Source organism: Pseudomonas sp. P4_C3 (genome assembly GCF_056402075.1).
This window is the reverse complement of the sequence record NZ_JBFUIC010000658.1, coordinates 1-1136: the sequence shown is the minus strand read 5'-3', so window position 1 is coordinate 1136 and position 1136 is coordinate 1. Positions and strand designations below refer to the sequence as shown.

The window sequence follows — 1136 nt, the reverse complement described above, 5'->3', positions numbered from 1 at the left end:
GAGCGCGCCCAGGCTGGACCGCCACAGCTGCAAGCGCTCACCCAAGGCGGGGAGATCCAGACTACGCAGAGCTTGCACGGTGTCATCCTGCATACCGGTGACTTCCAGGCCGGCTAGCAATGCTTGATCAAGACCAGCGAGGTGCACCTCAATGTCACAAACTGTCTCCCCGAGCCCACTGGCATCCGTGTGCCCGGCGAGGAACGCAATAATTCCCTGCGGGACATGGCCGTTGCCGAGGTCTTCGTAGAGCTGGACAACCCAGGTGCTGACGCGCTCCAGCACCGCCCAGTCGGACTGTTGACGCTGCCATTGAGCACCGAAGAGCGCACTACCCAGCCCCTCATGCTGGTCGTAAACTTTCTTGCTCTGTTGATAGACCAAGACCGAATCGACCAGAGTGAGCTGCTCGGCGTTGCTGCCAGGCAGCGTATTCTGCGCTAGCCCTTGCAAGCGAGCCTTTGCTGCGCGATAGCGCCCGGAAAATACCTTCCACCACTTGTCACCGTAGGCCAGCAGGTTCTGCCGAACGTCTAACAGGTCCTGCTCCCACGCGGCCTCAATCAGCTGGGTGCCGTGGTTGGCCCTGCATGTGCTCATGCGCTGGCCGGCATCGAGCAACTCGCGGATTGCGTCACGGCGCAGTTGCCAGTCACCCGTACTCAGCTCTACTCCTTGCAAACGAGGAGCTTCAGCTGCCCGCCTTGCGGCGCGACAGATGACAGCAACGTCCGCGAGAGTAGCGGGTTGGGTCAGCATCAGCCGAGTCGACAGCGCCTTGGCGGTGGCGTCCAGAGCGGCCAAATGTGCACTTGCCTGCTGCAATGCATCGTTCGCACTGCTCTGTTCAATCGGAGAGAAATAAGTTCGCTTGCTTCCCCAGAACGGACTCCGGTCTGGGCGGCCCATCTCCCTAAGATGAAGTGTCAACTCCTCAACTAGTTCGCGGCGTTTTTGCTGATCAGCCCGAGTCCAAGCCACCATTGGCGCGAAGGCAATCGTCGGCAATACACCGTAGCTGCGCTTGAGTTTGAGGTAACGGCCCAGCACCTCGACAAAATCCAGGCCGCTGGCACCCACAGGCGCACTCACCGTTTCGCAATAACGGTTCAAGTTGCCTTGCAACTCCGCCAGGT

1 pseudogene is annotated in these 1136 nt (G+C 60.2%); it reads right to left on the bottom strand.

Annotated elements, in window-relative coordinates:
* A pseudogene (locus AC1DVH_RS31545) lies at positions 1-1136 on the bottom strand (DUF3320 domain-containing protein); the annotation flags it as partial.